This is a genomic window from Thalassotalea ganghwensis, from assembly GCF_053485795.1.
This window is the reverse complement of record NZ_JBQRUM010000061.1, coordinates 1-590: the sequence shown is the minus strand read 5'-3', so window position 1 is coordinate 590 and position 590 is coordinate 1. Positions and strand designations below refer to the sequence as shown.

Annotated in this window: 2 tRNA genes; both read left to right on the top strand. The window is 42.2% G+C overall.

The features are described 5' to 3' along the window. Positions 1–136: 136 nt before the first annotated feature. A tRNA-Ile gene (locus ACSLUH_RS19470) sits at positions 137–213 on the top strand. Positions 214–325: 112 nt separating this feature from the next. Beyond that, positions 326–401, top strand: a tRNA-Ala gene (locus tag ACSLUH_RS19465). Positions 402–590 lie beyond the last annotated feature (189 nt).

The following is a 590-nucleotide window of genomic DNA, read 5'->3' as shown; positions in this document are numbered from 1 at the left end:
TAACCCTAGGGGAACCTGGGGTTGGATCACCTCCTTATCTTGAATGTAAAGCAAACGCTTTGTTGAGTGTTCACACAAATTGCACTGATAACGAATATGAAGAAGAAGTCCTAACATGTAGCTTCGGGCGTAACATAGGTCTGTAGCTCAGCTGGTTAGAGCGCACCCCTGATAAGGGTGAGGTCGGCAGTTCAAGTCTGCCCAGACCTACCAATTTAAGCGGTATGCTTTGTTGCTTTTTATCTCGTTTGGTTTACTAAACGTCGACAAAAAAGCGCCTAGATAAATCACTTAAATGTTCTAGCTAACGTGTTGACCCAGATATGGGGCTATAGCTCAGCTGGGAGAGCGCCTGCCTTGCACGCAGGAGGTCAGCAGTTCGATCCTGCTTAGCTCCACCACTTCTTCAGTAAAGAAAAAAACCAAATTAAAGGTTACTCCTCAGTAAATTTTAATTTGGTTTTTTAAACCACGATTTAGGCGAATGTGTCCTAAAACGAACTCTTTAACAATTTGGAAAGCTGATATATATCCCGAGATAAATTTATTTTTATCTCAACCGATGATTACAGTGTCGCGCTGTATGAATC